This is a genomic window from Caballeronia sp. ATUFL_F1_KS39 (assembly GCF_023630985.1).
Classification (GTDB): domain Bacteria; phylum Pseudomonadota; class Gammaproteobacteria; order Burkholderiales; family Burkholderiaceae; genus Caballeronia; species Caballeronia zhejiangensis.
Genome location: NZ_JALQDZ010000053.1, coordinates 21,281 through 46,748, shown reverse-complemented (window position 1 = coordinate 46,748; position 25,468 = coordinate 21,281). Strand labels below are relative to the sequence as shown.

22 protein-coding genes are annotated in these 25,468 nt (G+C 63.9%); 11 read left to right on the top strand and 11 right to left on the bottom strand.

Going from position 1 to position 25,468, the window contains the following annotated elements; all coding sequences use genetic code 11:
• The first annotated feature begins 244 nt into the window (after positions 1-244).
• The 6 genes from NCR93_RS26855 (at position 245) to NCR93_RS26830 (ending at position 7,490) form a co-directional block, all read left to right on the top strand.
• Entirely contained in the window at positions 245-487 is a 243-nt protein-coding gene (locus NCR93_RS26855) for a DUF6723 family protein (protein WP_033536913.1), read from the top strand.
• 168 nt (positions 488-655) lie between these two features.
• On the top strand, positions 656-883 hold the full coding sequence (locus NCR93_RS26850) for a hypothetical protein (protein ID WP_034470053.1): 228 nt from the start codon (positions 656-658) through the stop codon (positions 881-883).
• A gap of 189 nt (positions 884-1,072) precedes the next feature.
• Positions 1,073-1,732: a recombinase family protein gene (locus NCR93_RS26845; RefSeq protein WP_051078960.1), complete on the top strand. Its 660-nt coding sequence runs from the start codon at positions 1,073-1,075 to the stop codon at positions 1,730-1,732.
• A 276-nt stretch (positions 1,733-2,008) separates the two neighbouring features.
• Positions 2,009-6,172 carry a CheR family methyltransferase gene (locus tag NCR93_RS26840; protein ID WP_175981943.1) on the top strand — a complete coding sequence of 1,388 codons (4,164 nt, stop codon included), beginning with the start codon at positions 2,009-2,011 and terminating at the stop codon, positions 6,170-6,172.
• A 50-nt stretch (positions 6,173-6,222) separates the two neighbouring features.
• A complete protein-coding gene (locus NCR93_RS26835; protein WP_175981941.1) occupies positions 6,223-7,227 on the top strand; it encodes a chemotaxis protein CheB in 1,005 nt (334 codons plus the stop codon).
• A gap of 26 nt (positions 7,228-7,253) precedes the next feature.
• Positions 7,254-7,490 (top strand): hypothetical protein, encoded by a 237-nt coding sequence (locus tag NCR93_RS26830; protein ID WP_008345957.1) that lies wholly within the window; start codon positions 7,254-7,256, stop codon positions 7,488-7,490.
• 395 nt (positions 7,491-7,885) lie between these two features.
• Here the strand turns inward: NCR93_RS26830 and NCR93_RS26825 are convergent, their stop codons facing one another.
• From NCR93_RS26825 to coxB, 7 genes are all read right to left on the bottom strand, one after another.
• Positions 7,886-8,761, bottom strand: a complete 876-nt coding sequence (locus NCR93_RS26825; protein WP_175981939.1) for a glucose 1-dehydrogenase — start codon at positions 8,759-8,761, stop codon at positions 7,886-7,888.
• Positions 8,762-9,001: 240 nt separating this feature from the next.
• Positions 9,002-9,226 carry a hypothetical protein gene (locus tag NCR93_RS26820; RefSeq protein WP_008345955.1) on the bottom strand — a complete coding sequence of 75 codons (225 nt, stop codon included), beginning with the start codon at positions 9,224-9,226 and terminating at the stop codon, positions 9,002-9,004.
• 103 nt (positions 9,227-9,329) lie between these two features.
• Positions 9,330-10,652, bottom strand: coding sequence for a c-type cytochrome (locus NCR93_RS26815; protein WP_175982106.1), 1,323 nt, complete (start codon positions 10,650-10,652; stop codon positions 9,330-9,332).
• Positions 10,637-11,074, bottom strand: coding sequence for a hypothetical protein (locus NCR93_RS26810; RefSeq protein ID WP_175981937.1), 438 nt, complete (start codon positions 11,072-11,074; stop codon positions 10,637-10,639). Before NCR93_RS26810 ends, NCR93_RS26815 begins: the two co-directional genes overlap by 16 nt.
• A gap of 1 nt (position 11,075) precedes the next feature.
• Positions 11,076-11,690 (bottom strand): cytochrome c oxidase subunit 3, encoded by a 615-nt coding sequence (locus NCR93_RS26805; RefSeq protein WP_008345952.1) that lies wholly within the window; start codon positions 11,688-11,690, stop codon positions 11,076-11,078.
• A complete protein-coding gene (ctaD, locus tag NCR93_RS26800) occupies positions 11,687-13,672 on the bottom strand; it encodes a cytochrome c oxidase subunit I (RefSeq protein WP_175981935.1) in 1,986 nt (661 codons plus the stop codon). The genes NCR93_RS26805 and ctaD overlap by 4 nt, the downstream gene beginning before the upstream one ends.
• On the bottom strand, positions 13,669-14,646 hold the full coding sequence (coxB, locus tag NCR93_RS26795; RefSeq protein ID WP_008345950.1) for a cytochrome c oxidase subunit II: 978 nt from the start codon (positions 14,644-14,646) through the stop codon (positions 13,669-13,671). Before coxB ends, ctaD begins: the two co-directional genes overlap by 4 nt.
• A gap of 608 nt (positions 14,647-15,254) precedes the next feature.
• On the opposite strand from coxB, the gene NCR93_RS26790 reads away from it, so the two are divergent.
• Positions 15,255-16,499 carry a hypothetical protein gene (locus NCR93_RS26790; RefSeq protein WP_239295445.1) on the top strand — a complete coding sequence of 415 codons (1,245 nt, stop codon included), beginning with the start codon at positions 15,255-15,257 and terminating at the stop codon, positions 16,497-16,499.
• Between the two features lie 3 nt (positions 16,500-16,502).
• Here the strand turns inward: NCR93_RS26790 and NCR93_RS26785 are convergent, their stop codons facing one another.
• Complete coding sequence (locus tag NCR93_RS26785; protein ID WP_175981931.1) at positions 16,503-17,087, bottom strand: ParB-like protein; 585 nt, start codon at positions 17,085-17,087, stop codon at positions 16,503-16,505.
• Positions 17,088-17,241: 154 nt separating this feature from the next.
• On the opposite strand from NCR93_RS26785, the gene NCR93_RS26780 reads away from it, so the two are divergent.
• The 3 genes from NCR93_RS26780 to NCR93_RS26770 are packed head-to-tail and all read left to right on the top strand — an operon-like array spanning position 17,242 to position 20,731.
• A complete protein-coding gene (locus NCR93_RS26780) occupies positions 17,242-18,450 on the top strand; it encodes a zinc-dependent alcohol dehydrogenase (protein WP_034470047.1) in 1,209 nt (402 codons plus the stop codon).
• The gene (locus NCR93_RS26775) at positions 18,417-19,343 is read left to right on the top strand and encodes an alpha/beta fold hydrolase (protein WP_008345945.1); all 927 of its coding nucleotides are present in this window, start codon (positions 18,417-18,419) and stop codon (positions 19,341-19,343) included. Before NCR93_RS26780 ends, NCR93_RS26775 begins: the two co-directional genes overlap by 34 nt.
• Positions 19,340-20,731, top strand: a complete 1,392-nt coding sequence (locus NCR93_RS26770; RefSeq protein WP_175981929.1) for a hypothetical protein — start codon at positions 19,340-19,342, stop codon at positions 20,729-20,731. The genes NCR93_RS26775 and NCR93_RS26770 overlap by 4 nt, the downstream gene beginning before the upstream one ends.
• Before the next feature lie 21 nt (positions 20,732-20,752).
• Here the strand turns inward: NCR93_RS26770 and NCR93_RS26765 are convergent, their stop codons facing one another.
• Complete coding sequence (locus tag NCR93_RS26765; protein WP_175981927.1) at positions 20,753-21,745, bottom strand: SDR family oxidoreductase; 993 nt, start codon at positions 21,743-21,745, stop codon at positions 20,753-20,755.
• A gap of 140 nt (positions 21,746-21,885) precedes the next feature.
• Positions 21,886-23,682, bottom strand: coding sequence for a thiamine pyrophosphate-requiring protein (locus tag NCR93_RS26755; protein ID WP_250532306.1), 1,797 nt, complete (start codon positions 23,680-23,682; stop codon positions 21,886-21,888).
• Positions 23,683-23,860: 178 nt separating this feature from the next.
• Between NCR93_RS26755 and NCR93_RS26750 the strand changes: the two genes are divergently transcribed.
• On the top strand, positions 23,861-24,565 hold the full coding sequence (locus NCR93_RS26750) for an MgtC/SapB family protein (RefSeq protein ID WP_239295447.1): 705 nt from the start codon (positions 23,861-23,863) through the stop codon (positions 24,563-24,565).
• A 479-nt stretch (positions 24,566-25,044) separates the two neighbouring features.
• On the opposite strand, the gene NCR93_RS26745 is transcribed toward NCR93_RS26750, so the two are convergent.
• Positions 25,045-25,467 (bottom strand): RcnB family protein, encoded by a 423-nt coding sequence (locus tag NCR93_RS26745; RefSeq protein ID WP_239295448.1) that lies wholly within the window; start codon positions 25,465-25,467, stop codon positions 25,045-25,047.
• Between the last annotated feature and the right edge of the window lies 1 nt (position 25,468).

Here is a 25,468-nt window from a genome sequence, read left to right as displayed (position 1 = left end):
TATCGGTCTCGGGCATTGGGACTTCGCGCGGTTTATGCGCAAGTCGCCCGGTTTTCGGGTCTTGGCATGCAGCAATGGACATGCCGTCGACCCCCTTCGCAACAGCGGCGCGAAGGGATGCGTTAAGTACACGATGAGCGCATGTGCGGTGTCCCACAATGAATCATCGACATGAGAAGCGGTGATTCCAGTGAATCAATCGAGCGGCCGACGCCCTAAGCTGGTCCTGTATCCGACGCGCACGATGACGCCTACGCCCGGAACCAGCGAGGACGACTTTCAAATTTACGCCTCGTACCGGGGCAGCAGCGCAAGCGGTTTTTTCGGCACGCTCAAGGTCGTGCGCAAAACCGACGGCAAGCTGCTGTTTCCATTCGACGGCGCCGACAGCATCGGTCCGTTTCCGTCGAAGGCGGCCGCGGTCGCCGCCGCGCTCGACCGAGGCGACGAGCTCGTGAAGGCCGACCTGGCGCGCCCGGAGTTGTGAACGTACGGTCGTGCCGCCTAAAGGGATTACTTTCGTACGATATTTGATTATGGTTTCCCCTGATCGTCGGCTCATTCTTCTGATGGACAATCTGCGCACAGCCTACGGGCATTCACACTGCCCGAAAGAGCAAGGGACGGTCATTAGATAAAAGAGAGAGGGCACGCCATGAACCAGCCTCAAGTCACCTATCGCGGCTTCGTCATCATGCCGATGGCCGCATTCGACGGCGGTCTCTACGCCGCGATGACGATCATCTCCGACACCGGAGGGCTCCAGCGCGCGACGGGCGTGCTTGGACATTTCGCGTCCGTCGAGGAAGCCCGTGCGTTCGCGCTCGTCGCGGGCAAGGACGAGGTGGACCGCCGTCTGTGGCATTCGGCAGCCGCCGCCTGAAACGATCGTTCGCATCGTTTCGAAACAAGTCGAGCGGGATCCCGCTCGTTCCTTCGACTGCGTCCGAAAGTCCGAAAATAACGGGTTTCGTACCTTGAACGCGCGTTTCGGACTGTCATACTGCAGGCATCCGTGCGTCTGTCCGTTATGGCTCGCGCACGATCTTTGCACCGGAAAAAGGCCGAACCGATGGCAACCGTCGTATACGTTTTCGAGGAAAGCAGAGGTGTACCGACCCACGAGCGCGACTTGCTGGAGATAGACTCCGCGGGCTTTCTCGTCGATATGAGCGCGGTCTTCGTCGAGCGCTGCAGCTGCACGATCGCCGCGGCTGCGCGCCCCGCGTTCCAGCGCGCGTTGCGACGGCTGCAGGCGGGCGACACGATGATCACGACGAGACTCTGGTGTCTCGGCAACAGCGTGCAGGACGTCGTCGCGACGATCGGCCTGCTGGAGCGGCGCGGCATCGCCACGATCTGTCTCGCGTACGGCAAGAGCGATCTGTGCTCGAAGGAAGGTCTCGCGTTCGTCGAGACGCTGCGGCTCGCGGAAGAGCTCGAACGCGTCACGCGCCGCAGCCGCGCGCGCGAGGCGGCGAGCGCCGCCAAGGAGCGTGGCGTCGCGCAGGGCCGCCCGAGTTCGCTTTCTGAAGCGCAGCAACGTCAGGCGATGCTCGGTCTCGACGCCGGCCTCACCGTGACCGAGATCGCCCGCTCGCTCAACACGTCGCGGCAGACCATCATGCGCTTGCGCAACGCGCACGCCGCTCCGCCGCAAGAGCGCGCGGTGCATGCGGTCATCGAGGCTCCGGACGGACCCGAGCCGCTCGCCGCCAACGACGCGAAGTAGCGCGACGCACGGTTCGTCTCCGGGCGACGTTTCTCTCCCTGCGTGTCCTGACGCAGCGGCCGGTTTTATGCTTCCATGTCTGACGACGCGTGCCAAACGCGTCGAATTGAAACCCGCGCGCCGAATGGTCGCGTTGCGTACACTACAATCGATGCCTCAAGAGGCGCGACGCGCGTCCCGCGCCGCGTTTTCATTACAACGACATGGCTCACGAGTGAACTCAAACAATATGCGCGGTGATCGGAAACAAGGGATGAACCCGGAGGATTCGGAGACATGACCAGCAGTCGATCGAAGGCGGCGGCATCCGAGAACTTCGAACCCTTGCCTTTCGCCGTAGTCGGCATGGGCGCGTCCGCGGGCGGCATCGAAGCATTGCTCAATTTCTTCGATAATGCGCCGGCCGAAATGGACATGGCGTTCGTGGTCATCGTGCATTTGCCGGCGGATCGCCTGAGCCGCGCCGATGAAGTCCTGCAACGCGTGACGGACATGCCGGTCAAGCAGGTCTCCGCGACCACGGCCATCGAGAAGAACCATATCTATATCAACGCGCCCGACAAGCATCTGGAAATGTCGGAGGGTCATCTTCGTGCGGTGGATCGCGCGGCCAACGGCGCGCCCACGACCATCGACCACTTTTTCGCCACGCTCGCCTCGGCGCACGGCACGCGTTCGATCGGCATCGTGATGTCCGGCTCGGGCTCCGATGGCGCGGCGGGACTCTCGCGCATCAAGGAGATGGGCGGCATCACCGTCGCGCAGAAACCGGAAGACGCGCATTTCGCCGAAATGCCGCAACACGCGATCACCACGCGCCAGGTCGATTTCATCCTGCCGGCGGCGGAGATGCCCGAGAAGCTGCTGGATCTCTGGAACAACGCCAAGAAAATCCACCTGCCGATCGCCGAGGCCAACGAAGCGGCCGAGAAGGAAACGCCGCCCACGGCGGGCAGCGCCGAGCGCGCGCTGGGCGATATCCTCATGCAGCTGCGCGTTCGCACCGGACACGATTTCCGTCATTACAAGCGCGCGACCATCCTGCGGCGCATCGAGCGGCGCATGCAGGTGAACGGGCTGCGCGATATCGGCGCATACCGCGATCATCTGCGCTCGAATCCGGACGAGACCACGTCGCTGCTCGCCGACATGCTGATCGGCGTGACGCAGTTCTTTCGCGATCGCGAGGCGTTCGACGCGCTGCGGCGCGATGTCGTGCCGCAGTTGCTCGACGCGACCAAGGGCGAGTCGCAGATACGCGTGTGGGTGCCCGGCTGCTCGACCGGCGAGGAAGCCTATTCGCTCGCGATCATGCTCGCGCAGGCGCGCGAAACCGCCGGTTTCGAGGCGACCTATCAGATCTTCGCCACCGATATCGACGAGCCCGCCATCGCGCAGGCGCGCAGCGGCTCCTATCTCGGCTCGATCGCGACCGATATCCCGTCTGAGCTTCTGCGCCGCTATTTCAAGCACGAAGGCGGACGCTACCAGATCGTCAAATCGGTGCGCGAGCGCATTCTGTTCGCCGCGCACAGCCTGCTGCGCGATCCGCCGTTTTCGCATCTCGATCTGATCTCCTGCCGCAACGTGCTGATCTATCTCGATCGCGCGGTGCAGCGGCAAGTGCTCGAGCTCTTTCACTTCGCGCTGCGGGCGGGCGGTTATCTCTTTCTCGGCACGGCCGAATCCGCCGATACCGCCGACGATCTTTTCACCATCGTGGACAAGAAGAGCCGCATCTATCGCGCGCGCACCGTGCTGAACCGCGTGAAGCCGCCGGTCTCGTTTCCATCGCTCGGCCCCACGAACATCGGGCCGCGCGAAGAGCTGATGACGACCGCCGCGCCGGTGAGCATGGCCGCCGGGCCCGAAACGCCGGAGCGCCGCAGCTTCTCCTTCGCGGCGCTGCATCAGCGCGTGCTGGAAGAATATGCGCCGCCTAGCGTCGTTGTCGATCGCGATTCGAACATCGTGCATCTGTCCACGACGGCCGGGCGATTCCTGCGGCACGGCGGCGGCGAATTGTCCTCGAACATCATGGCGCTCGTGCTGCCCGAGTTGCGGCTCGACCTGCGCACGACGCTCTTTCGCGCGCATCAGACGGGCGGCAGCGTCGAGGCGCGGCGCGTCAAGCTGACTCAGGACGGCCGCGCCGTCTGGGTCAACATGACGGTGCGTCCATTTCATGACACCGGCGTGAACGCCGACTTTTTCCTCGTATTGTTCGACGAGGTGCAAGAGCACATGGCCGACGAAGGACTGCCCGAGCAACGCGGCCAGGATCCGCTCTTGTTGCAACTGGAACGCGAACTGCAGCACACGCGCGAGCAACTCGCGACGACGATCGAGCAGCATGAGACGACCGTCGAGGAACTGAAGGCGTCGAACGAGGAATTGCAGGCGATCAACGAAGAGCTGCGCTCGGCGACCGAAGAGCTCGAAAGCAGCAAGGAAGAACTGCAATCGGTGAACGAGGAACTGACCACGGTCAACGCCGAATTGCAGGCGCGCGTCGAGGACACGGCGAAGGCGAACGACGACCTGCAGAACATCATCGCGGCGACGGAAATCGCCACGGTGTTCGTCGACAAGCAGATTCGCGTCAAGCGCTTTACGACGAGCGCGACGCGCGTGTTCAAGCTGATCGACGTCGATATCGGCCGCTCGCTCTTCGACATCACGCATTCGCTGCGCTATTCCTCGCTCGCGGACGACGTGAAGCAGGCTTTCGATACGCTCAAGCTCATCGAGCGCGAAGTCGAGAGCCACGACGGCAAATGGTATCTGATGCGCCTCTTGCCGTACCGCACGGCCGATGACCGCATCGACGGCGCGGTGCTCACGCTCATCGACGTCACGGCGCGGCATGTGGCCGAAGAGACGGCGCGCATCGGCGAAGAGCGTCTGCGGCTCGTCGCGCAATCGACCGCCGACTACGCGATCATCGTGCAGGATCCGAACGGCACGATCGTCACCTGGAACGCGGGCGCGGAGCGCATCTTCGGCTTCTCGGAGAAGGAAGTCGTCGGGAGGAACATCTCGCTCATCTACTCGCCCGAAGACCGCGCGGCGAACGTGCCGGCGAACGAGCGCGAACTCGCGGAACGCGACGGACGCGCCGACGACGAACGCTGGCACATCACGCGCGACGAACGCCGCGTGTATTGCAGCGGCGTGGTGACGCCGATCTCCGATCCGTCGTTCACGGGTTACGCGAAGATCGCGCGCGATCTGACCGAGCGCAAGATGCGCGAGGACGCCAACCGCGAAGCGCTCGCGCACGAGCACGCCGAGCGCGAGAAGGCGTCGCTGTCGAACCAGTTGAAGGACGACTTCATCGCGATGCTGTCGCACGAACTCAAGCATCCGCTGAATCTCATCGGCATGAAGGCGGAAATCCTGCCGCGCCTGCCGGAAACGCGCGGTATCGAAGTGGTGCAGGAAACCGCCGATTCGATCCGCCGCGCGGTGCGCGGGCAGGCGCAGATCATCGACGATCTGCTGGATCTTTCGCGCGTTCGCACCGGCAAGCTCGCGCTGAGCATCGCGCCGGTGGATGTCGCGGGCGTACTCGCGCGCATCGCGGATGTCGCCGAAACGGAAGCCGTGCAACGTGGAATCGCGCTGCTCGGGAGCAATCGCGCGGAGCCGATCTACGCATTCGCCGATTCTGTGCGTTGCGAGCAGATTCTCTGGAACCTCGTTTCCAATGCGCTGAAGTTCACGGATCGCGGCGGTTCCGTCGATCTGCGGATCGCGCGCGACGGCGGCATGGTGCGTATCGATGTCGTGGATACCGGGCAGGGCATCGAGGCGTCCGCGCTGCCGCATATCTTCGACATGTACCGGCAAGGCGGGCGCAATCCGACATCGTCCGGGCTCGGCATCGGCCTTGCACTCGCGAAGCAGCTCGTCGACATGCACGGCGGGCGCATCGAGGCGCGTTCCGATGGCCTCGGCCGCGGCACGACGGTCTCGGTCTGGCTGCCCGCCGCCGCGACGCAACAGGCCGTGCCGCCGCGCAGCGAGGACCGCGCGCGGCCCGTCAGCGGCGCGCGCCTTTTGCTCGTCGACAACGACGTCGAAGCGACCGCATCGTTCGCCGCGCTGCTCGAGCTCGAGCAGGCGTCGGTGCAGATCGCATCGAGCGCCGAGCAGGGTCTCGAACTGCTCGGCAAGGGTTCCGTGGATGCGGTGATATCGGATATCCAGTTGCCCGGCATCGACGGCTACACGTTCATCAGGCGCGTGCGCGCAGACACGACGCTCGCGGATGTGAAGGCGATCGCACTGACGGGGTTCGGCCGCGACGAGGATAAGCGCGCGGCGCGTCAGGCGGGCTTCGACGCGCATCTGACCAAGCCGGTTGATTTTTCGGAGCTGCTTCATACACTCGATGTATTGCTCGAGCCGGGGCGCGAGAAGGAGCGCGGCGGCTGAAGCACCGGCGCCGGTCCGCCGATTGCTTCCCAGATCAGACAGGAGGCGCTATGGCTGAACGGGACATCGTGGTGATCGGTGCATCGAGAGGCGGTTTTCAGGGACTCAGGGCGCTCGTTAGCGCGCTTCCCGCCGATCTTCCGGCTGCGGTGTTCGTCGTGCTGCATATCGGCCGTCACGCCAGCATGCTGCCGGACCTGCTCACGAGTTGGGGACGGTTGATCGCGCGTTATGCAACGCATGGCGAAAAGGTCGAACATGGAACCATCCGCGTAGCGCCGCCGGACCGGCATCTCGTGTTGTCGAAAGGGCGCGTGTGGCTCAGCGAGGGTGCGAAGGAAAACTTCTCGCGGCCCGCCGCCGATCCGCTGTTTCGCAGTGCCGCGATGGAATACGGGGCGCGTGTCGTCGGCGTCGTGATGAGCGGCGATCTCGACGATGGCGCCGCCGGTCTCGCCAACATCCGCGCCCAACGCGGTTTCGCGATTGTGCAGAATCCGGACGATTGCGAAGCGCCGAGCATGCCGCGTGCCGCACTCGAATCGTGCGGCGCCGACATGCTGTGTGTCGAGCGCGAACTCTCGCGGTGCATTCAGGCGGCGGTGCACGGGATGTCGTCCGACGAAGCTTCCGAGGGAGCGCAGATGAACAAGAACGTGTTCGAGAAAGAGGCTCGCCTCGCAGCCAGCCGCCTGTCGGATATCGATTCGCTCGACGAAGTCGGCGAGCGGTCGGCGCTGACATGTCCCGATTGCGGCGGCGCGCTGTGGCGCATCAAGGACGACCATCCGATGCGCTATCGCTGCCATACCGGACACGCGTTCACCGGGCTGTCGCTGGAGGAGGGCATCGAAGCGCGTTCGGAGACGGCGATCTGGTCGGCCATGCGCGCGGTGCACGAGCGCGTCATCTTCGCGAAAGAGCGGCAGCGCTGGGCGGAGCGGTCGGGCAATGAAGATCAGATAAAAATCGAGCAGGCGCGCATCGACGAAGCGGAACGTCTCGTCGAATTGTTGCGCGAAGCGGTGCAGACAGCATCTTCATCCGCCAACTGACGAACTGACGGGAAACGGAGGATCGAATGGATCTCGAAGCGGAGAGCCTGGCGCTTGTCCAGGCTGATCGCGATATCAACGAAGGCAAGGAACGCATCGAGCGTCAGCGCAAGATCATCGAGCAACTGCGCTCCGGCGGACACGACACGACGGATGCGGTCAGGCTGCTCAGCACGCTCGAAGACACGCTGACGGCCATGATGCAGCATCGCTCGCTCATTGTGGCTCGCATCGCGCAGTGGAAGAGCGGGATCTTAACGTAGGACGTGCGCCGCGCGGGGTCTGCCGGCGGCGATGCAGCGTGCCGACGCCGCGACACGCGCGTGCGGCGATGCACTCGCGCATACGCGCCATGACGAGCGAATTGAGGCTGGGCGAGCGTGCCGCGCGTGCCTTGCGTCGCGGCTCCCTGGATAGCGAAGCGTGCACGTCGCGAGCGAATTTTTGCAGCGCATCCGCCGATCCGCTGACGCTCATGTACGCCTGCTGTCCGATCCTGCCGTCGAGCAGAACGGTCATTCCGGATTCACGGGCCAGCTTCAACATGTCGGATTGCATGATTGTTCGGGCTCATCGCCCGCTCTTGTCATTGGCTTCGCGCGGGTTTGCGCGAAGCCTTTCATGCTTTCAATACAGCATTCGCTGTGCCCCGGCCGCGCTAAATAATCGGCTTGCCGCCCGTTACCGCGATGGTCGCGCCCGATATGTAGCTCGCCTCGTCCGATGCCAGCATCACATAAGGCGCCGCGAGTTCCGCAGGCTGTCCGGGGCGCTTCATCGGCACCTGCTTGCCGAAGTTCTCGACGCTCGAAGGCGGCATCGTCGATGGAATCAGCGGCGTCCAGATCGGCCCCGGCGCCACGCAGTTCGCGCGTATGCCGCGCTCGGCCAGCAGTTGCGCAAGCCCGCCCGTGAAGTTCTGGATCGCGCCCTTCGTGCTCGCATACGCGATCAGTCCGGGATTCGGCGCATCGGCATTGACGGACGTCGTGTTGACGATCGAACTGCCTTCTTTCATATGCGCGAGCGCGGCCTTCGTGATGCGGAACATCGCGCCGATATTCGTCGAATAGGTCTTGTCCCATTCGTCGTCGCTGATGTCTTCGAGCTTGTCGTAAGTCGCCTGATACGCCGCGTTGTTCACGAGCACGTCGATGCGCCCGAACGTTTCGGCCGTCTTCGCGACGATCTGCTTGCAATGCTCGCGATCCGTGATATCGCCGGGCAGAAGCAGCGCGCGGCGTCCGGCTTTCTCGACCCAGCGCTTCGTTTCCTCGGCGTCGTCATGCTCGTTGAGATAGGAGATGGCGACGTCCGCGCCTTCGCGCGCATAGGCGATCGCCACCGCGCGGCCGATGCCGCTGTCCGCGCCCGTGATGAGCGCGACTTTGCCGGCGAGCCGGTTGCTGCCCTTGTAGCTCGATTCGCCGTGATCGGGCGGCGGGTCCATCGGGCCGGTGAGTCCCGGGCGATTGTCCTGCTGTTGCGCCGGCATCGGCGGGCGTGGGTATCCGCTATCGGTGGTATTGCTCATGTCGTGCTCCTTACGCTGCCGCTTCAAGAACGACCGTGGCCCGGCTTTCCCTGAGGGCGCCTGTACGAGCGGCGCTGCGCGCTCTTTCATTGACGAGTGTTTTCATTCACGACTCCGGTGCTGGTTAGAAAGACGACCGCATGCGCGGTCATGCGGTCGTGTCAGCATCGAGCGTTCCAGGAATCGAAACACGGCGTGCGGAATCGGCGCCTTACGACGCGCGAAGAGCGGAAATGGCGATCAGTGGTCCGCTTCGTCGACTTCCTTGACCACGGTCTTGCGAAGCTGATCGAGCGCGCGCAGGCTGGTGATGAGATTGCGCAACAGGCTTTCCGAGTCGTCGGTGTTCCATCCGCACTGTCGGAGCGATTCGAGGCGTTCCGTCTGCTCGACGATGCGCCGCCCGCAATTCTCGATATGCAGGTCAAGACGCGCGAGTTCCTCTAAAGCTTTGGTGTTGGCCATGGCGGACGTTCGCGTAGTAGGAAATTTTGTCCAGTCAACCATGGTACAACGCGCCGCGATCGGCGGATGCGGCGCAGTGAATCGGTACTTTCGCTTCGTCAATTCAAGGTTGCGCGCGCTTCGAGACCGCATCGCGCATGCTGCGCACGTCGCGCGTCGTGACAGGCGAAGCATCGTTGCCCCATGCCGAGCGAACGAAGGTCAGCACGCGGGCGATTTCCGTATCGGTGAGCTTGTCGGCGAACGCGGGCATCTTCTTCGGCTGCGGCCCATGTTCCGTGGATGGCGCGTTGCCGCCCTGCAGCACCATCCGCACGAGCGAATCGGGCTTCTCCGACAGCACGGCCGGATTGCCCGCAAGCCGCGGATACTTGAACGCTTCACCCGCGCCGTCGCTCTTGTGACAGCGCGCGCATGCGCTTTGATAGAGACCCGCGCCGGGACGCTCGTCGTCGCCGGTGCGCAATGCGGCCACGCTCTGTTGCGCCGCGCGCGAGCGCGCATCGTAGGTGCCGCCGTTTCCGTTCGCCGGCAGGCTCTTCAGATACGACGCGATCGCGAGCAGATCCTGATCGTCGAGATATTGCGTGCTGTCTTCGACCACCTGCACCATGCTGCCGAAGGTGGCGAGACCCGCGCCGTGCCCCGTCTTGAGAAACGCGGCGATGTCGTCGGGTGCAATGCGGCCCAGTCCCGCGCCCGATACGCCGGTCAGGTTCGGCGCGTACCAGTGATCGTTGGTGCCGCCCGTGAGATACGTCCGCGACGATTCGGTATAGCTGCGTTCGTTATAGGCAGGTCCGCGCGGCGTATGGCACGCGCCGCAGTGCCCGAGCGATTGCACGAGATAGGCGCCGCGATTCCATTGCGCTTCGCGCTTCGGATCGGGCGTGAACGGTTCCGTCGGCCTGAAGGCGAGATTCCAGAAGACGAGCGCCCAGCGCTGGCTGAACGGAAACGGCAGATGCGTTTCGGGCGCGGCTTGCGCGACGGGTTCCACGCCGTGCATGAAATAGGCATAGAGCGCGCGCATGTCGCCGTCGCTGATCTTCGAGAACGATGGATAAGGCATCGCCGGATAAAGATGCTTGCCGCCCGGCGCGACGCCTTCACGCAACGCGCGCGCGAAGTCCTCGTAGCTATAACGCCCGATGCCATGTTGCGGGTCCGGCGTGATGTTGCTCGACCAGATCGTGCCGAAGGGCGAGCCCATCGGCAGGCCGCCCGCGAACGGATGCGGCTGCGGTTTGCCGGGCGCGGGCGGCGCGGTGTGACAGCCGGCGCAATCGGCGGCCTTCGCGAGATACGCGCCGCGCGTGACGAGATCGGGCGTCTGTCCGCGAGCGAGCGGCATCGATGCGATCAGCGTGAAAGCGCAGAAGAGCGCGCGGCGTCGGAGCGTCGTCACGATCAGCGTCCTCCACATGGCGACACGAGCAGCCACGCGAGATCCGTCGCGATCAGCGCGAACACGAAGAGCGCGCTCGCGAGCGCCCCCGCCCGCGCGATGAACGCATCGCGGGACGCATGTCTGTCGATCGTTCCATGCTCTTTCAGCGTCGATGCAAGCTCGCCCGTACGCCGCCAGTTGCGCCACGCGACGACGCCGCCCGCGACGCCCAGCAGCAACGCGACCAGCGCCAGCAGCACGATGCCGTGCTCGAGCCAAGGCATCGCGGGCGCGTTCACCGGACGCTCATGCGGGAAGCAGCCCCACGCGGCGATGGTCTGCGCGAGCGTCGTCTGCGTCATCCACGCGGCGGGTGCGAGCAGGAGGCCGATCGCGAGCGCCATGCCGCCCGGACGCACGGGATGCCGCTTTTCGTCGATGGGCGATGCGTCGTTCATTTCATTTCGCCAGCACGTAGGGCGACAGATACAGCGTCGCGAAGATGAAGAGCCATACGACATCGACGAAATGCCAATACAAGCCGCCGATGGTCAGCGCCGCCGAACGCGCCCGGTCGAAGTAGCCGAGCGCGGTCCATAGCAGCAGGAACGCGAGCACGACGAGGCCGACGAGCACATGCATCATGTGAAAGCCGGTGATCGTGAAGTAGAGCGAGCCGTAGAGATGCGTCGTCAGGCCGTAGGGATGATCGGCCCATTCCTTGAGTTGTATGCCGACGAAGATCGCCCCGAGCGCGAGCGCGATAGCGAGCATCAGCACGCCCATGCCGCGTTTTCCGCGCCGCACGAAGCGCTCGCTTGCCCATACGAACACGCTGCTCGACAACAGAATGCAGGTGTTCGCGATGCCGAGGCCGAGCTTCGGCATGCCTTCGGGCGGCCAGTGTTGTGTCGTCTGCGAAGCGAGATACAGATACGAGAAGATCAGATAGCCGAAGAGCGCCGCTTCGGTCGCGACGAGCGTGAGACATCCCCACCATCCGCCCGAGCGTTCGCCCGGACTGCCGATGGGCAGACGCGCGCGTTCGGGCAACGCTTCCGCGAAATCGCTCATGGTGTCGCTCCGGTTTCGTGCGGCTCGGGCGTATCGTCGCGCTGGCCGAGTTCGCGGCGCGGCCACAACCATACGACGATGGCCGCGCCGCATCCGATCAACCCGAGCGCCGCGAGCCACCATGCGGTCAATGCGAGGCCCGAGAAGAACACCAGCGACGCGACGCCGAGCCAGAAAGGCGCATACGAGTCTTCCGGCATCTTGAGAATCACGTCGGGATCGCCGTCGAGCGCGGTGGTGCCGAGCGCCTCGCGTCCCTTGTCGAGGATGTACCCTTCGTCGAGCCGCGAACGCATCTTGCCGGAAATGCGTTCCTCCCATAGCGGATGACGGCTCGCGATGCGCGGCGCGATCGCGAAGTTATACGGCGGCGGCGGCGATGAAGTCGCCCATTCGAGCGTGGGCGCATCCCAGGGGTTATCGCCCGCAACGGGACCGCGCCGCAGGCTGTACACGAAGTCCCACATGAAGATCAGCACGCCGAACGCGAACAGGAACGCGCCGATCGACGTAATCATGTTGACCGTGTTCCAGCCCATGTCCGGCGCGTAGGTATAGATGCGTCGCGGCATGCCGAGCAAGCCCGCGATATGCATCGGAAAGAACGCGATGTTGAAGCCCGTGAGCAGAATCCAGAAGCCGATGCGCCCGATCCTCTCGCTCATCATGCGCCCGGTGAATTTCGGGAACCAGAAGTAGATGCCGCCGATAACGGGAAACACGTTGATGCCGAGCAGCACGTAATGCAGATGCGCGACGACGAAATAGGTATCCGTGAGTTGCCAGTCGAAAGGCACCGCTGCGGTGAGCACGCCCGACAATCCGCCGACCACGAAGAGAAACACGAAGCCCGCGAAATACAGAAAAGGCACGCGAAACACGGGACGTCCCGTCCATATCGTCGCGATCCATGCGAACGTCGCGACCGCGCTCGGTATCGCGATCACCATGCTCGCCGCGCCGAAGAACGACAGCGCGAGCGCGGGAATGCCCGTCGCGAACATGTGATGGATCCATACGACGAAGCCGATGACCATCGTCGCGACAGTCGACAGCGCGACCGGCAGATAGCCGACCAGCGGCCTGCGGCAGAAGACCGGGAGCGCATCGGAGACGATGCCCATCGCGGGCAGCACCACGGCATACACCCACGGATGCGCGAAGATCCAGAAGAGATGCTGCCAGAGCAGCGCGCGGCCGCCGTTGACGACGTCGAAGAAATGCGTGCCGATGCGCCGGTCGAGCCACAACAGAAAGAACGCGAGACTCACCGATGGCACTGCAAGCAGGTTGCCGCCCGATGCGGTGAGCGTGCCCCACACGAGCACCGGCACGCGATCGAGCGACATGCCCGGCGCGCGCATGCGCAGGAACGTGACCACGAAGTTCATCGAGCCGACTGTCGTCGAGATGCCGAGCAGCACCATGCCGAGCGCATAGACATCGATGTTGGGACCGGTGTTGTAAGTGAGACCGGCAAGCGGCGCATAGTTGAACCAGCCGGCGTTGGGCGCTTCGCCGAACGGAAAGCTCGCATACAGAAAGAGTCCGGCGAAAAGAAAGATCCAGTACGACAGCGCATTCAGGCGCGGAAACGCCATGTCGCGCGCGCCGAGTATCAGCGGCCACAGATAGTTGGAGAAGCCGGAGAGCACGGGCAACGCGTAAAGGAAGATCATCGTCACGCCGTGCATCGTGAAGAGCTGGTTGTATTGCTCGGGCGTGAGCAGCGTCGAGTCCGGGCGCGCAAGCTGCACGCGCATGATGAGCGCCTCGATGCCGCCCGCGATCAGAAACGCAAACGCGGTGAGGAGATAGCGCAAGCCGATGCTTTTATGATCGACGGTCGAAAGCCAGCCGCGCCATCCCGGTGGCGTTTCCCATGTCTCGCGCAGCTTGCGTTCTTCGGCGCTGCCGGGTTCGATGCGGCCGATCGCCAGCGTGCGTTGCAGCGGCGGCGGGGACGTGGCGTGTTCGGTCATTGCAGTGTCCGAAGATAAGCGGAGAGCGCGGCGGCTTCGGCCGCTGTGAGCGCGATCGATGGCATCAGCGAATCCGGTTTGATGCGCTGTGCATGGCGTATCCAGTCGAGTTGATTCGATTCGGTGTTCGGCAACGTGCCGGCGGCGATGAGCCTGCGCGAATTCAGATGCGTGAGATCGGGCGCTTGCGTGCCGTTCGCATCGCTGCCGCGCACGGCGTGACAGCCCGCGCAGCGATCGAGAAAGAGTCGCTGCCCGGCGCTCGCGGTGGCGTCGGCGGCATGCGGGCGCGCTTGCGCCGCGTACCACGCATCGAATTGAGCACGCGGTTCCGCGATCACTTCGAAGGCCATATGCGCGTGTTGCGCGCCGCAAAACTGCGAGCATTGCCCGCGATACACGCCCGCGCGATCCGCCTGAATCCATTGCTCGTTGACGACACCCGGTATCGTCTGAGTCTTGCCCGCGAGACGCGGCACCCAGAACGCATGAATGACATCGGCGCTGCGCAATTCGATTTTCACAGGCTCGCCGACCGGTATGTGAATCTCGTTGGCCGTGGTCACGCCCGCATAGTCGATCTTCCACCACCAGTCGTAGGCCGTGACCGCGATGGTCAGCGCGGGCTCCTTTCTCGGCGACGCGACCGATTCGAGCGTCACCAGCACATAGGCGAGCGCGACGAAAAGCGCGACCGACGAGATGCCCGTGCCGATCCAGACCCAGCGCATGCCGCCGCCTTCGCCCTGCACGTGCGATGCATCGCGCTTCGTGGGCGGCGGACGCTTGCGGATGATCGCACCGACGAGCAATACGCTCACGATCAGCGCGACGGCGACGGCCAGTGCCGCGAGCGCCCAGCCGAGACGCATCGTCGGCGTGGCGGCGGGACCGTCGGCGTGGAGGAAGTAATTGAGCGGCGCGTCGGCGCGCGCGCTCGCGTGACAAACGAATGCGGCGAGAAAAGCGATCATGGCGCGGGTGCTCCGGCTGGCACAATGGATCGCTTTGTGCGTAGCAGGCATCCGCATGTATCTCCTTGAAAGATTGGCTCGCAGTGAGGTTCCGGCACGCCAGACGGGCGCGCGGGGCTTCGTTCCCCGAGCAATCCACGATCCCAACGATAGCCTTACGGCGCAACGCATGTAATGCGCTTTATTTCGCGAAGCGTTTTCATCAGTTCAATGGATCTTATCGATTCGATAAGTATTCTTCGCCGATTCACTCGCAATGCTTGAATAAGCGCGCACCGACGTTATGATGTACTAACGTATTTGCGACATGCATGTCCATGCATGTTCGTGTCTTTCGATGGTTTCCGATTCTCCTTCGCGCGCTCGATTGAAACGCAGCGCGAAGGCCCTTTGTTGCGTCCGGCGATTGCCACGCTCGCGCCATCGCGTTTGCGCGCATCGGTCAGTGGGGCGTCGTCTTATCTCTCGTATCGAAGCGGGGCCGCGTTCGTCATTCGTCGAACGCGGCTGTGCCTGTTCGCGCTCGCATTTCGCCGCGCGACGCGGGCGTTTCAATTCCGGCAATGAACCGGCCGCTCGATATTCATTTTGAATATTCCGAACGCGCCATGAAAGCCATTACTTTCATTCGATCCGTTGCTCACATCTTCAAATCGCGGCGCATTATTTCAGCGGGGCGGCTTTCGATATGGCCGGGTTTCGCGATCGCGCTTCTGTTGGCCGCATGCGGCGGCGGTGAAACTGGCGGCGCGAGCACGACCGGTGGCGCGCAATCGAGTCCTTCGGGTGCATCGAGTCCCATAGCGGCGTCGAGCCCTTCGGACGACGGAGCGTCGGCGCCTGCGGTTGCATCGGCGCCAGCGGTTGCATCGGCGCCGTCGGCGGCGAGCAGCCCCGGCGGCACGAGCAGCACCGCAAAGCCTGTGATTGCGCCTGCGGGCAGCGTGTTTTATGGCATGAACGGTCATGCCAACTGGGTCGGTCCATATCAGACGTCGACGCCGGAGCAACAAGCCGCGCAACTGAAAGACCTCAACATGACGATGTACCGCAACGACATTTCCAACGTAGCCGGCGCGAAAAATCTCGCGAAGTTCGCGAAGATCATGGCGCAATCCGGCGTGATGGTTTATCCGGTGATCCTGCAAGACCTCAACTTCGCCGATGAGAATTCGGCTTATCAGGCGAGCTTCACGCTCGCTCAGCAAATCGTCAGCGTGCAGCAATATGCCTATTACGAAGTCACCAACGAACTTGCACCGACATGTCTCGTCGGTGCGGTCGACGGCGTGAATCCGGCCGATTACCACAACGATTGTTATCGGATCGCGCGCGGCGTGATTCGCGGATTGATCGCGGGCATCAAGTCGGTGGATGCTGTCGGCAAGATAATCATCGGCGGCAATACGTGGATGCACCTCGGCCTCGATACGATGCTCGCCAACGGCACGCAACCCGACGGCACGAGCGGACATCCCATCGTGACGTGGGACATCACCGCGTGGCACTGGTACTCGGAGCAGGGCGATATCACGCACGCATGCGGAATCCGCTGCTACAACGTAGTCGGCACGCTGCTGTCGTTCGGCAAGCCGATCTGGATCAACGAAGTGGGCATGCGTCCGGACTTTCCCGGCACCGTCGATCAGGCGGCCACTTACATGGCCAACGACATGATGGGCAGGCTTCTCTCAATCGCGCCGCAATACAACATTCAGTCGATACAGGTCTACGAGCTCTACGACGATCCGCCCACCGGTCAGGGCCCTTACGGCATCATGCTCAACGACGGCGTGACGAAGAAACCCGTCTATACCGCGCTCAAGAATTTCATCGCGGCGAATCCGCGTTGAAGATCATCCGATGAAACCGGGAAGGCCGAGAGCCGCGTCGCTGCGCGCCAGACCGGCGGCGCGTTCGAGCAGCGCGTCGAATTGCGCATCGTCGCGCGGTCGCGGGAAGTGCGCGCGAAAGAAGTCCGCCCAGCGAAAATCGGCAAGCGGCACGTCGGTTTTTTCGTAGCCGCCCGCGCTGCGCACGAAGGCCGCAAGGCTGCGGAAATCGTCGTCGATGGCGTCCCGCATATGCACCGGCATGTCCTTGAAAGCGATGCGGCGGCCATCGGCGTCGTAGGGATGCACCCACGCCTCGTTCTCCATCGTCAGCCAGAACGCCGCGCGCGATAACGACGACAAGTCCCGCACCAGCACGAACGGCACGTCCTGCACGCCGATGCGGGCCAGCGCGCAAGCCACATGATGATGGTCGATGACATACGGCTCGCCGCCCGGCCCGAGCACGACGGCAATCGGCTTCGCGGCTATCGACATTGCCAGTTCATGTGCGTTCAGCGCGCGATATTCCTCGGCTTTGCGGCGGACCTGCCGTTCTCCGTGCGTCGCCTGCGTCGGATGCAGATCGCCGATGCGCAGCGTATTCATGGCGCATTCCTCGATGTGTGTCGAACATGCGGGCAAGCGCCGTACCCGGTCTGGACCCGCTGTTGCTTCTCGCTGAAACGAAGTCCCTAATGCGGTGCGCGGGCGCATCCATTGCTGAAATCGCACACGGACCCGGCCATTCAAGGAGTGTGCAATGAAAGCGGTTGTGTTTCATGGAATAGGCGATATATCGCTCGATAACGTGCCCGACCCTTCGATTCGTCACGATCAGGACGCGATCGTGCGCCTGACCGCGAGCGCGATCTGCGGCACCGATCTGCACATGGTGCGCGGCACGCTGCCAGGGATGGTGCCGGGCACGATACTCGGCCACGAGGGCGTCGGCGTGATCGAGCAGGTCGGTCGCGGCGTGCGCAACCTGAAGCCGGGAGACCGCGTGCTGATTCCATCGACGATTTCGTGTGGCTGCTGTTCGTATTGCCGCACGGGCTACACGGCGCAGTGCGACTCGGCGAATCCCAATGGCGCGGCCGCGGGCACGGCGTTCTTTGGCGGACCGAAGTCGACAGGGCCGATCGACGGATTGCAGGCCGAATACGCGCGCACGCCGCTAGCCCATGCGAGCCTCATCAAATTGCCGGAGAATATCGACGACGAACGCGCGATCCTGCTGTCCGATATCTTTCCGACGGGCTTTTTCGGGGCGCAACTTGCCGAGGTGCGTGACGGCGATACCGTCGCGGTGTTCGGCGCGGGACCGGTCGGCCAGTTCGCCGTCGCGAGTGCGTTCATGCTCGGCGCGGGACGCGTGATCGTCGTGGATCGCCTGACGGATCGTCTCGCGATGGCGCGCGCGCAAGGTGCGGAAGCGGTGAACTTCGACGAGGAGGATCCCGTCGCAACGATTCTCGCGTTGACGGGCGGCATCGGCGTGGATCGTGTGATCGATGCCGTGGGCGTCGATGCAGTGCACGCGCAGGGCGGGCCGGCTGCATCGCAGGATGCCGTCAAGCAGGGCGAAGCGGAAAGCAGGACCGTGACGGCGCAGCGCAACGAACACGACGGCAACTGGATTCCCGGTGATGCGCCCACGCAGGCGCTCGACTGGGGCGTGGCTGCATTGGCGAAGGCGGGCACGCTCGGCGTGATCGGCGTGTATCCGCCGAACGACCGCTTCTTTCCGCTCGGCGTGGCGATGAACAAGAATCTCACCATCAAGATGGGCAACTGCAATCATCGCGCGGTGACGCCCGGACTCGTCGAGCGCGTGAGGAACGGATCGTTCGATCCGCTGCGCGTGCTGTCGACACGCGAGCCGATGATGAACGTCATCGACGCATACAAGGCATTCGATCAAAGGCAACCGGGATGGATCAAGGTCGCGCTCGATCCCGCCGCGTGACGGCCGCGCGGCCTTCATGGCGCATCGTCGCGGGCGTCGGCGCGTGCGCGTTCGTGGCCTGGGCGGCGATCGAATGGACGCGCCTCAAGCGCACGCCCGCACTTTCCGATGAAAGCGCCCGCAAGGGCATCACGGCGCGCTACACGCAGGCCGGACCGTATCGCATGTTCTCGCGTCACGCGGCATGCGAAGGTGGCCACGCGAAGCGCCTGCCCGTGGTGCTCGTGCATGGTCTCGTGATATCGAGCCGCTACATGGAGCCGCTCGCGCTCGCGTTGCGCAGCGACTTCGACGTGTACGCGCCCGATCTGCCCGGCTTCGGCGAAAGCAAACTGCGCGGCGGCGCGCTGTCGGTGCCCGAACTCGCCGATGCGTTGCGCCTCTGGCTCGGCGCGCGCGGCATCGAGCGGGCGATGTTCATCGGCAATTCCTTCGGCTGCCAGATTCTCGCGGATTTCGCCGCGCGCTATCCCGAGTCGGTCGACCGGCTCGTGCTGCAAGGACCGACCGTCGATCGCGATGCGCGCTCGCTCTTCACGCAAGTTTGTCGCGACTGGCGCAATGGACGGCTCGAACAGGCGAGATCGTCGGCGCCGATCGGGCGCATCGATTATGCGAAAGCGGGCGTGGTGCGCGCGCTCGCGACGATGCGCGAACTCATGCGCGATCGCATCGAGCGCAAGCTGTCGCGCATTGTTGCGCCGACGCTCGTCGTCGCCGGATCGCGCGATCCCGTCGCGCCGCTCGCGTGGGCGAGCGAAGTGGCGGCGCGCGTGCCGAACGGCGCGTTGCTGGCGATAGACGGCGGCACGCACACGCTCAACTATGTCTATCCGCATAGCTTCGCGCTCGCGATCCGCGCGTTTCTTCTCCAGGGCGGCGCATCGAGATGACGAAGCCACCGCGCGGCATTGCCCGCTTCGATTCGGCCGCGGGCATGGTGCAGGCGCTCGCCGCGTGTCTGCATGGCGAACGCTTCAGCAGCCCGAGCCAGTCGCCGCTGCTCGATAGCCTGATGCCGCCGATCAACCTGCTGCCGAAGCGCGCCCGCGAATGGGTGTACACCGTGGGCGGCATGTCGGAGGGCATCACGGCGCGGCAGGCGCGGCGTCTCGATGTGGAAGGCATCGGCGAATGGATCGCGGGGCTTTACCCGCAGCGCACCTACGATGCCGCGTTCATCGGTTCGTCGAATGGCGCGCTCATGCACGTTGCGGCGGCGCTCGGCGTGCCCTGGCTGCCGCAGACGTTTCTGTGCCCGGTGCGCGCGCCCTTCAGCGATCCCGACGATGCGCAAAGCGGCTTCGATGACGGCCTCGCCGCCGTCGATGCGTTGCTTCGCGCCGATCCGCGTATCGCGATTCATCATATGCAGGATCCGAATCAGGACCGGCTGATGCTCTCCGCGATGAGCTACTTCCGGTTGAAGCTGCGCGCGCTGCCGCTGGCGTATCGCGAGTTTCTGCTGCGCAGTCTCGCGCCGGACGCGACGCTTCATATCGTCCGATGCACGCGCGACTGGCCCGTTACGCGCACCGGCGACCGATCGTTCTATCAGTTCGGCGCGCTGGGCGGCGCGACCGAGCGCGAGTACTTCGAAGGCGGGCCGCGTGTCGCGCGCTATCTCGCGCGTTATGGCGTGAAGCGCACGCGATGGGACGCGCCCGCGCCGACCCTGCGCGCGCCCGAAGCCGAATGGGGCTATGACGTGGCGCTCACCGAATCCATCGTCGCGCTGGCGAAGCAGAAGAACTGGCGCGTCGTCGAATGGCGCTTCGAAGAGCCGGAAGCGTTCAGCTTCGCCACGGCCGAGTTGTATCGCGCGTGGTATCGCGAGATGGGGATCGAGTCGAAGCGGCTCGTCGTCGATTCATTCCTTCTGATGGACCCGTACACGACGCTGCGATTGCGCGCGATCCCATTCTGGCTCGTCTTCTGCACCGACCCTTCGGCAGAGACGCTGCGCCGCTTTCTCGAACGCGAGTCCTTCGACGAGATCGACATGATGCTGTTCTCGCATGGCACCGAAGGCGTCGGCGTGACGAGCATCGACGAATGGGGCGCGTTGACCGCCAAGGCGAAACGCGAAGGGCGCTTTCTCGGTGTCGATGCACGGCGTTATCCGCGCGACTTCGCGACCTTCGTGCGCTTCGATCGTGCGCTTGCCGAACTGAAGCCGCAATACGGCTTGCCGGAGCCGATGCCGCCCGCGTTCTTCGAGGACGCGCTGCGCAAGCATGGCGCGCGTCATGGCATCACCGCGCACGATCACAACGCATGAAGCGAATGCCGGTCATCGTCATTACGCGCGCCGACGCATCAAGCGCGCGATGATGGCGCCCAGCCCGAGCCCCGCGCAAAGCAGCAGGCCGCGATGCGTGTCCACCCAAAACGACGCGCTCGCGCGCTTCGCCTCGTCTGTGAAGCGCCCATGCACACGATGCAGTTCAGTGACCGGTTGCGAGAGATTGCCCGGACGTTCGCCGCTGGAGAGAGCGGGGTCCTGCTGCGCGCGAAAGCCCGTGCGTCCGAGATAGACATCGAGCAAACCGGGGATGATTGCATTCGCAACTATCGCCTTGACCGACGACATGCCGACCCACAGCTCGCGCCGCCGATGCGTGGCCGCCCACCATATCGCGCGCGCTGCGACTTCGGGTTCGTAGATCGGCGCGACGGGACGCGGCGCGTGCGGCATCGCGCTCCTGGCCCAGTCGAATTGCGGCGTGTTGAGCGCGGGCATCTGCACCATCGTCAGATGGATGCGGCTCTTGGCATGATGCAACTCGCAACGCAGCGAATCGGTGAACCCGCGTATCGCGTGCTTCGCGCCGCAATAGGCCGATTGCAGCGGAATCGATCGATACGCGAGCGCCGAACCGACCTGCACGATGACTCCGCGATTGCGCGGCGTCATGCGTTTCAACGCGGCCATCGTGCCCCACACGAAGCCGAGATACGTGACGTCCGTGATGCGCCTGAAATCGCGTTCGGGCATATCGGCGAAGCGCGCGAACGAGGTCAGCATCGCGTTGTTGACCCATACGTCGATGGGACCGAGCTCGGCTTCGACGCGCGCGGCGGCACTGTCGAGCGCGCCGCTTTCGCTCACGTCGAGCGCGATGCTCAGCGCACGCACGCCGAGCGCGCGCACGTCGGCGGCGGCGTCTTCGAGCGCTTGCGGATCGCGCGCGATCATCGCGACGTCCACGCCGCGTCGGGCGAATTCGAGCGCCGTCGCGCGGCCCACGCCCGCGCTCGCTCCGGTGATGACCACGACCCGAGGCTTTCTCATCGCGATAACTCCCCGCGTGCGGCAAGCGCTTCGATTTCGTCCGCCGTGCAACGCGCGATCGCCTGAATGGTGAGAGAAGGATTCACGCCGCCGACGGTCGGATATGCCGAGCCGTCGTGAATCCTCAGAAGCATGGACGATCACTTGTCCTTGTGGCCCGGCAGCACTGCGCCCAGCACTTGCTTCGCCGTATCGACGATCACATGGCTCTGGTTCGGATCGCCCTTCATGAGCGTGGTCGCGAAAGCCTTCGCCTGCGCGATCGTGATGTGCGGCGGCAGCGGCGGCACGTTCGGATCGGCCTTCACTTCGATCACGACGGGACGATCCGCCGCGAGCGCTTCGTCCCACACGGCGGCCATGCGCTCGGCATCGTCGACATAAAAGCCCTTCAGCCCGATCAATTCCGCGAACTTGTGATAAGGCACGGAAGGAATGTCCTGCGATGCCTCGAACTTCGGATCGCCTTCCATCACGCGCTGTTCCCACGTCACCTGATTCAAGTCTTCGTTGTTGAGTACCATGCAGATCCAGCGCGGATCCGACCATTGCTTCCAGTACTTCGCGACCGTGATGAGCTCGGCCATGTTGTTCATCTGCATCGCGCCATCGCCGACGAGCGCGATCACCGGACGCTCCGGATACGCGAATTTCGCCGCGATCGCGTAGGGCACGGCCGCGCCCATCGAGGCGAGACCGCCCGAGAGCGAGCACTTCATGCCGCGCTTGACCTTGAGATCGCGCGCGTACCAGTTCGCGACCGAACCGGAATCGCTCGTGACGATGGCGTTCGCGGCCACGCGCGGCGACAGCTCCCAGATCGTGCGCTGCGGATTCACGCCGGCTTTCGCAGGCTCTATCGCGCGCTTTTCGAGTTTCTTCCACCAGTCGTCCATCCAGCCTTCGATGTCCTTGCGCCACGCGCCATCCGTCTTCTGTTCCAGAAGCGGCAGCAACGCGCGCAAGGTCTCGGCACTGTCGCCGACGAGATTCACTTCCATCGGATAGCGGATCGAAAGCATGTCCGCCTTGAGGTCGATCTGCACGCCGCGCGCCTCGCCTTCCTTCGGCAGGAACTCGGCGTAGGGAAAGCCCGAGCCGATCATGAAGAGCGTGTCGCATTCGGTCATCAGCTTGTAGCTCGGCTCGGTGCCGAGCAGGCCGATCGATCCGGTGACGAAGGGCAGATCGTCCGGCAATGCGGCCTTGCCGAGCAGCGCCTTCGCGACGCCCGCGCCGAGTTTGTCCGCGACAGCGATGACTTCGTCCGTGGCTTCCAGCGCGCCCGCGCCGACGAGAATCGCGACCTTCTTGCCGGCGTTGAGCACATCGGCGGCGCGTTGCAGATCGTCGGCATAAGGCACCGTCTTCGGTGCGCGATAGCCCACGCCCGAATGCAGTGTGCCGTGCTTGCGGCCCGGCGGCTCGTATTCCAGATCCTGCAGATCGTTGGGCAGCACGAGCGCCGTCACCTTGCGCTCCGATAGCGCGATACGCACCGCGCGATCGACGAGATGACGAATCTGCGAGGGCACGCTCGCCTGTTGAACGAAGGCGCCGGCGACGTCCTTGAACATCGCGGGCAGATCGACTTCCTGCTGATAGTGTCCGCCCAATGCGGCGCGTGCCTGCTGGCCCGCAATGGCGAGAACGGGCGTGTGATCGAGGCGCGCATCGTAGAGACCGGTGAGGAGATGCGCCGCGCCCGGACCGGATGTCGCGATGCATACGCCCAACTCGCCGGTGAACTTCGCATGTGCCGATGCCATGAACGCAGCCATCTCTTCATGACGCGCCTGAATGAATTCGATCTTGCCTTTCGCGCGACTGAGCGCGCCGAATACGCCGTTGATGCCGTCGCCGGGATAACCGTAAATGCGGCGCACGCCCCATGCATGCAGGCGATCGACCAGAAAATCGCCGACGGTAATAGCCATGATTGAAGTCTCCGGAAAACACGATCGAAAGAATGCGCCGCATTGCATGCACGCCTTGTTTGGCTTGCGCGCAATGGCCATGCCGCTGTCTTTCAATCGCTGCAAGGTGCGATGAACCCATGCGGGCGTGATGATTGCTAGAGCGCTTTACGCGGACGATTGCTTCAGGACACATACGATGGCGCTCATGCCTCTCACCCTCGAATGGCCGGATGTCTGCATTCGAATATCGCTGGCGGTGCTTGCCGGCGTTCTCATCGGATTGAATCGCGGCGAATCGGGCAAGGTCGCCGGATTGAGAACCACGCTGCTCGTATGCCTCGCGGCGTGTCTCGCGATGCTGCAAGTCAACGCATTGCTTGCTCAGACGGGCAAGACGCCCGGTTCGTTCGTGCAGATCGATCTGATGCGCCTGCCGCTCGGGATACTGTCGGGCGTGGGCTTCATCGGCGCGGGTGCGATTCTTCGCAAGGATGGCCTCGTCAAAGGCGTGACGACAGCGGCGACGTTATGGTTCGTGACCGTGGTCGGACTGTGCTTCGGCGGCGGTCAGCTCGGACTCGGCGCGGCGGGACTCGGGCTCGGGATCGTCGTGCTCTGGTTTCTGAAGGAGGTCGAAAGACGCATACCGCGCGAGAACCATGCGGAGCTCCGGATAACTTATGAAAGAGGCGTCTTTTCGCGGGACACGCTGGCTGAATCGATGCAGGCCGCGGGTTGCAGGCTCGCCTCGATTGCGGGCGCGGCGAAGGGACCGGAACGGATGGAAGAGCGCTTCGAAGTGCGCTGGCACGGCACGCCCGATGCGCAGCCGGTGCCGCCGTTCAGCGAGTGCGCGATGGCTGCGGGCGCGATCGAGTCCGAGTGGAGCATCATCCGCTGAACGGTGTACAGCGTATTAACGTGGTGGTTAAAGCGTGCTCGAGGCGACCTAAGAGGGGACCCGACAGGCGACCCATAAGGCACCCATAAAGAACAATTGGCTGTGCGTTCGTTTTGACATATAAATGAGAGACGATCTTCTTGGAACTTCGGGAGTACAGATGCTTATACGCTGTGCAGCATGCAACAAGCTCATATATTCAGACGATGCTGTCGAAGACGATACGTGCCCCGCATGTGGATCCACGAACACCGAGCACATCGCAATGGGCTTCGTTTTCGATCAGACGGTCGCTGTGCCGGACCCGCCGGCAAGGACCACGGAAAGCGCCGATTCGCCCGGCACGATTCGCAGGAAGCTGTAGTCGCACGAATCATTCGTAACGTACCGCGTTGGATGTGCGCTTCGACCCCCTCTCGTTTAAGCGCATCTTGCCCGCCTCGACAGGCGGGCTTTTCTTTATGCGCATTCAACGCAGATCAATGCGACAACACGACCTGCGCGATGACGCCCGACGCGACCGCAACCAGCAGATAGTCCGCACCGACGCCGACCCACTGATAACCGCGCGGCGGCTGACGCAGGCCTTGTCCGCGCCAGTCGTCGACGACGTACTGACGGCTTCGGTAATCGTTATCAAGACGCTCGCCCTTGCGCCAGTCGCGACGCGGCTCATCGTTGGCATGCTGCGGCGGGCGGGGCGCGTCGCGGCCATTCATCTCCGGACCATGACCCGGCGCGCCGGGACCGCCCTTGGCAGCGGGACCGCCCGGACCGCCCGGTGCGCGATGCGCGTCGTGATAGCCGTCCGGACCGCCGGGTGCGGGCTGTGCGAAAACGGCGCCCGTCGTCAGTCCGATGCTCGCGCAAACCAGTGCGGCGACGATTCGACTCTTCTTCATG

Excerpts from the sequence above, each read along its gene's own strand:
- NCR93_RS26855 (WP_033536913.1), top strand. The coding sequence starts at position 245 with ATGACGCCTACGCCCGGAACCAGCGAGGACGACTTTCAAATTTACGCC.
- NCR93_RS26850 (WP_034470053.1), top strand. The coding sequence starts at position 656 with ATGAACCAGCCTCAAGTCACCTATCGCGGCTTCGTCATCATGCCGATG.
- NCR93_RS26845 (WP_051078960.1), top strand. The coding sequence starts at position 1,073 with ATGGCAACCGTCGTATACGTTTTCGAGGAAAGCAGAGGTGTACCGACC.
- NCR93_RS26840 (WP_175981943.1), top strand. The coding sequence starts at position 2,009 with ATGACCAGCAGTCGATCGAAGGCGGCGGCATCCGAGAACTTCGAACCC.
- NCR93_RS26835 (WP_175981941.1), top strand. The coding sequence starts at position 6,223 with ATGGCTGAACGGGACATCGTGGTGATCGGTGCATCGAGAGGCGGTTTT.
- NCR93_RS26830 (WP_008345957.1), top strand. The coding sequence starts at position 7,254 with ATGGATCTCGAAGCGGAGAGCCTGGCGCTTGTCCAGGCTGATCGCGAT.
- NCR93_RS26825 (WP_175981939.1), bottom strand. The coding sequence starts at position 8,761 with ATGAGCAATACCACCGATAGCGGATACCCACGCCCGCCGATGCCGGCG.
- NCR93_RS26820 (WP_008345955.1), bottom strand. The coding sequence starts at position 9,226 with ATGGCCAACACCAAAGCTTTAGAGGAACTCGCGCGTCTTGACCTGCAT.
- NCR93_RS26815 (WP_175982106.1), bottom strand. The coding sequence starts at position 10,652 with ATGTGGAGGACGCTGATCGTGACGACGCTCCGACGCCGCGCGCTCTTC.
- NCR93_RS26810 (WP_175981937.1), bottom strand. The coding sequence starts at position 11,074 with ATGAACGACGCATCGCCCATCGACGAAAAGCGGCATCCCGTGCGTCCG.
- NCR93_RS26805 (WP_008345952.1), bottom strand. The coding sequence starts at position 11,690 with ATGAGCGATTTCGCGGAAGCGTTGCCCGAACGCGCGCGTCTGCCCATC.
- ctaD (WP_175981935.1), bottom strand. The coding sequence starts at position 13,672 with ATGACCGAACACGCCACGTCCCCGCCGCCGCTGCAACGCACGCTGGCG.
- coxB (WP_008345950.1), bottom strand. The coding sequence starts at position 14,646 with ATGATCGCTTTTCTCGCCGCATTCGTTTGTCACGCGAGCGCGCGCGCC.
- NCR93_RS26790 (WP_239295445.1), top strand. The coding sequence starts at position 15,255 with ATGAAAGCCATTACTTTCATTCGATCCGTTGCTCACATCTTCAAATCG.
- NCR93_RS26785 (WP_175981931.1), bottom strand. The coding sequence starts at position 17,087 with ATGAATACGCTGCGCATCGGCGATCTGCATCCGACGCAGGCGACGCAC.
- NCR93_RS26780 (WP_034470047.1), top strand. The coding sequence starts at position 17,242 with ATGAAAGCGGTTGTGTTTCATGGAATAGGCGATATATCGCTCGATAAC.
- NCR93_RS26775 (WP_008345945.1), top strand. The coding sequence starts at position 18,417 with ATGGATCAAGGTCGCGCTCGATCCCGCCGCGTGACGGCCGCGCGGCCT.
- NCR93_RS26770 (WP_175981929.1), top strand. The coding sequence starts at position 19,340 with ATGACGAAGCCACCGCGCGGCATTGCCCGCTTCGATTCGGCCGCGGGC.
- NCR93_RS26765 (WP_175981927.1), bottom strand. The coding sequence starts at position 21,745 with ATGAGAAAGCCTCGGGTCGTGGTCATCACCGGAGCGAGCGCGGGCGTG.
- NCR93_RS26755 (WP_250532306.1), bottom strand. The coding sequence starts at position 23,682 with ATGGCTATTACCGTCGGCGATTTTCTGGTCGATCGCCTGCATGCATGG.
- NCR93_RS26750 (WP_239295447.1), top strand. The coding sequence starts at position 23,861 with ATGGCGCTCATGCCTCTCACCCTCGAATGGCCGGATGTCTGCATTCGA.
- NCR93_RS26745 (WP_239295448.1), bottom strand. The coding sequence starts at position 25,467 with ATGAAGAAGAGTCGAATCGTCGCCGCACTGGTTTGCGCGAGCATCGGA.